Here is a 3,504-nt window from a genome sequence, read left to right as displayed (position 1 = left end):
CAGTTATGAAGCTGCTGTGATTCTAGCCTGTGTCTTTATTTGGCTGCCGCTGATTTGAATTCTATACAGACCCTAATTCTATGCAACCATTATAACGAAAAACGGCATCATAAGCGTTACTAGTCAGCTACTCACGTCACATAATGTCGCCTTCTATAGCTGAAGGTAGCTTATCAATGAATAGATTAAATTTTAAGCTACACTAACTTTTGTAGGATATTTATTAACATGGGCAGCTGTTCTGAAAAATCATTAAACCTATGGTCACCGCCTGCTTGTAGAGTCACTGCAGTTCCCTGCTGTTGATAAAATTTTGCGGAAACACTTGGATCGAGTAACTCGTCGCCCTCTTTAATGAAAATAGCTAGTTTTGTAGGATAGTGAACAGACTGCAACCGATGCTCAGCAAACCATTGCAAATCTGCACGAGTAATCGACCAACCACCCGATGTGGTATAGAGAATCTGATCGCTTACTTTTATATTATCATTCGTAACATTTGAATTAGGGTTGTCAGAGAAACGCTGTAGTGTGATATGTGGCTGGGTACTAGGATTGAGTAATAGCGCTGGACAACCCGTATGATTGCTTATTAAAGTCGCAAAATATCCACCTAATGAGCTACCTATTAATACTATTTTTGAGGCATCACCGGCTACTGCTACTAAGTCTGACAATTGTACAAATACTTGTGCAGGTGATTTATTTAGGTCAGGTCGCAAGACCTTGATATCAGGATGATGACTTTGGCAGTAGTCTTCTAATAGAGCACCTTTGATAGAGTTGGCATCACTATCTAACCCATGGATATAAATAATGTTCACGTATAATCTCACTTATTATGTTTGTTGTAATGTGAAAATGATTATAAATATAATTAAGAGAATAAGCATAACATGCAGCAGCTAATGCTAATAATAACAAAATGGCAAAGCGTTATTAATTGCTTATGAATTACAACTTTCATTAAAATAATTTTTCTATATGCACAGTAAGCCGTCTCAATAGGTAAAATATTACTATGAGTCAACAATTTGAGCTTTTTAAAATTGCTAATCTCTGTATCGGGGTTTGCCATAGCAATAAAAAAGATATTGCTTCGGTTGTCTGCGTAGTCGCACAGAGCGTCAGCTATGGCTTAGTATGAACAATGAGCAGCGTCGTGAGGTGCTTAGATTGATAGTAGGACGTAAACAGCGTATTGAGCAGATCCGGCAGCTGAAAAACCAGCAGTTAGGACTTGATTTTGATGAAGTGCTTGAAGTTGGTGAGTTGTTTTAGATTGTTTTAAATAAAAAATTTACTTTTGAAGTTCTCATAGTGCTTTATTTGGTAGTTATCATTATTTGTTTATTGCAACTCAAATTTTAAACAAAGTGTTAGTAGTCAATACTGTTTTAAACACTGAATAAAATTTGTTTGAGGCTGGTAAAATCAATTCTCTTATTACTTGTTAATTTCCTTTTATGTATCTTTTTCATACCAATACTTTAACTGCCTCTTAGATAGCATTTCTCTCAATTTCTTAGCTACTTCTTTATTCTCAATTAATCCACTTTCAAAAATCTCAATCATTTCTTAGCGAATTGGTTCATGCGCTTTACGCCTTGTCATTACTGCGCTCATAGTATCAGCAACCATCCTATATAAAAAAACATTTTCTTTCATGTCAGCAAGAATCTTTCTATATTCATTAGTGACATCCACCCAATCTTTCAAATTGTCTGCTTCTTTATCAAAATGAGCAGGCGTAACCTTACTTGGAGACTTTCCTCCAATAATTTCTATCTCAGCGCGAGCATAAGCCTTAGCTACCAATTCTGAACAAAAAGAGGAATTGTTATTTCCAGAACCCATAAAAGCTTTATTGTAATCTTGAGCATAGAAATACATGGCAGCTTCCTGAAGCTTTTCAGTATCCGAACAAGATTCAGTAATTGATTTATGTCTAATAACTCGCCAATTGTGATTGCAAGCTTCATCCTCATCAACTAATAAAGTTAAATGAACACCTTTATCATTAGTCGAATGTATAAAAATGCCATCACCCAAGCTAAATTCAATATGGCTTGAACTAACATTGGAATAAATTATTTTTTGCGCTGTTATAAGTGATGAGGACAATTTGCTTTCACCTGTCACTAGTAAAATATCTCCGGGTAGCACTTAATTCTCCTAGATAGCTAACGCTGCATAATATGTACGAGCTTATAAGCCACTTGATAAAGCTGTTAGTTGATTATTCTATCAAATAGAAAGATTCATTCAGATCGAAGTAAATACTAACATCGAAACAATCACTGAGTGATAGTTTGCTGAAATGTGAAGCGAAAAATAGCTAACCTTTTTATTCCTCTTTGGACGCATTGTGATCTTTTCGCCGCTTACGATTTATAAAATGAAATCGAACACTACTTAGCTTTGTTACTATTTTGCCAATAACTAAGTAGGTAAACCAACTATATCTTTCAGCTTCGATAGTCTTATCAAATCCTGAACCGTAAGATTTGCTAAGTAGCTCTCTACCATCTAAAACTTCGACATTTACACAACTGATCTTGCCGTTAATAGATTGATCTATTAGAAACTCCTCGAGATTATCCTTAGATATTAATGATTCTTGAGTTAGTTCAAAGTTTTGAAATCTAGGATAGTTATAATCTTCGGAGTAAACTGGAATGGTCTTAACATGACCATCTTCCATCAGTAACTTTACTAAATACGCAAAATCAGCTCCGTAGTAACCATTTCTATTATTTGAACGCATTGACTGTATCGGAGCGGTAAAATGATTTTTGAAGAAGTCAGTAATAGGATCCCATCTCTGAATCCATTCTTTGACAACATATTTCCCATGAGATGTTGATAAAACTAAAAAGGTTTTGACCTCTTTTGAACTTAATAGTTTATTCAGTTTAATTCGATTCATATTTAAACTGTAATAATCTACGGGGCCTAAAGTTTGAGTGAATGATTCATAAGACTTTAGTATTTTAGGCTCATGTTCAAAATTAGACAGCTCAATATAATAATTGGGACCAACACGCAGAAATACCTTGAAAATTATGACAGATCTATCTTTAAAGTTTTCAAGAGTGAAATAGTCTACGTATTGGTCTTCTGCATAAGCACTTGAGTTAATAGTAAACTGCCCTTTGACATGAATTCCTGACTTTCGCAAATAATTACGAATAGCGAAAGATAGAGCAACGAATGAAATGACTAAAGCTATATAAGAAACCATACTCAGATAAATCTCAATGAAATACTAAAAGTTTATTGTACTGCAAACTTAGCACTTATATTTCAAACCAACAATCTTAATTAAACAGATTATCAAATCAAAGCCAAAGAAAAGCCCCCCTGTACGTTAGTACAGGGGGGCTTTTCAGATATAGAGAGCTGACGATGACCTACTCTCACATGGGCGGACCCACACTACCATCGGCGCTATGATGTTTCACTTCTGAGTTCGGGAAGGGATCAGGTGGTGCCATCATGCTA

Annotated in this window: 4 protein-coding genes and 1 rRNA gene; 1 reads left to right on the top strand and 4 read right to left on the bottom strand. The window is 35.2% G+C overall.

Annotated features, from left to right (window positions below; all coding sequences use genetic code 11):
- Positions 1-197: 197 nt before the first annotated feature.
- Positions 198-824, bottom strand: a complete 627-nt coding sequence (locus tag JMY06_RS11620) for a YqiA/YcfP family alpha/beta fold hydrolase (RefSeq protein ID WP_201618404.1) — start codon at positions 822-824, stop codon at positions 198-200.
- Positions 825-1,143: 319 nt separating this feature from the next.
- Between JMY06_RS11620 and JMY06_RS11615 the strand changes: the two genes are divergently transcribed.
- On the top strand, positions 1,144-1,281 hold the full coding sequence (locus JMY06_RS11615) for a hypothetical protein (protein WP_265087900.1): 138 nt from the start codon (positions 1,144-1,146) through the stop codon (positions 1,279-1,281).
- 297 nt (positions 1,282-1,578) lie between these two features.
- Here JMY06_RS11615 and JMY06_RS11610 read toward each other — a convergent pair whose 3' ends face one another.
- From JMY06_RS11610 to rrf, 3 genes are all read right to left on the bottom strand, one after another.
- A complete protein-coding gene (locus JMY06_RS11610; RefSeq protein WP_201618403.1) occupies positions 1,579-2,166 on the bottom strand; it encodes a YiiX/YebB-like N1pC/P60 family cysteine hydrolase in 588 nt (195 codons plus the stop codon).
- Between the two features lie 181 nt (positions 2,167-2,347).
- Positions 2,348-3,244, bottom strand: coding sequence for a hypothetical protein (locus JMY06_RS11605; RefSeq protein ID WP_201618402.1), 897 nt, complete (start codon positions 3,242-3,244; stop codon positions 2,348-2,350).
- A gap of 156 nt (positions 3,245-3,400) precedes the next feature.
- Positions 3,401-3,504, bottom strand: a 5S ribosomal RNA gene (rrf, locus tag JMY06_RS11600); the annotation flags it as partial.

The organism is Psychrobacter urativorans (assembly GCF_904846675.1).
Lineage (GTDB): Bacteria > Pseudomonadota > Gammaproteobacteria > Pseudomonadales > Moraxellaceae > Psychrobacter > Psychrobacter urativorans_B.
Note: the sequence above shows the minus strand (reverse complement) of the source record. Positions and strands in the feature narration are given on the sequence as shown.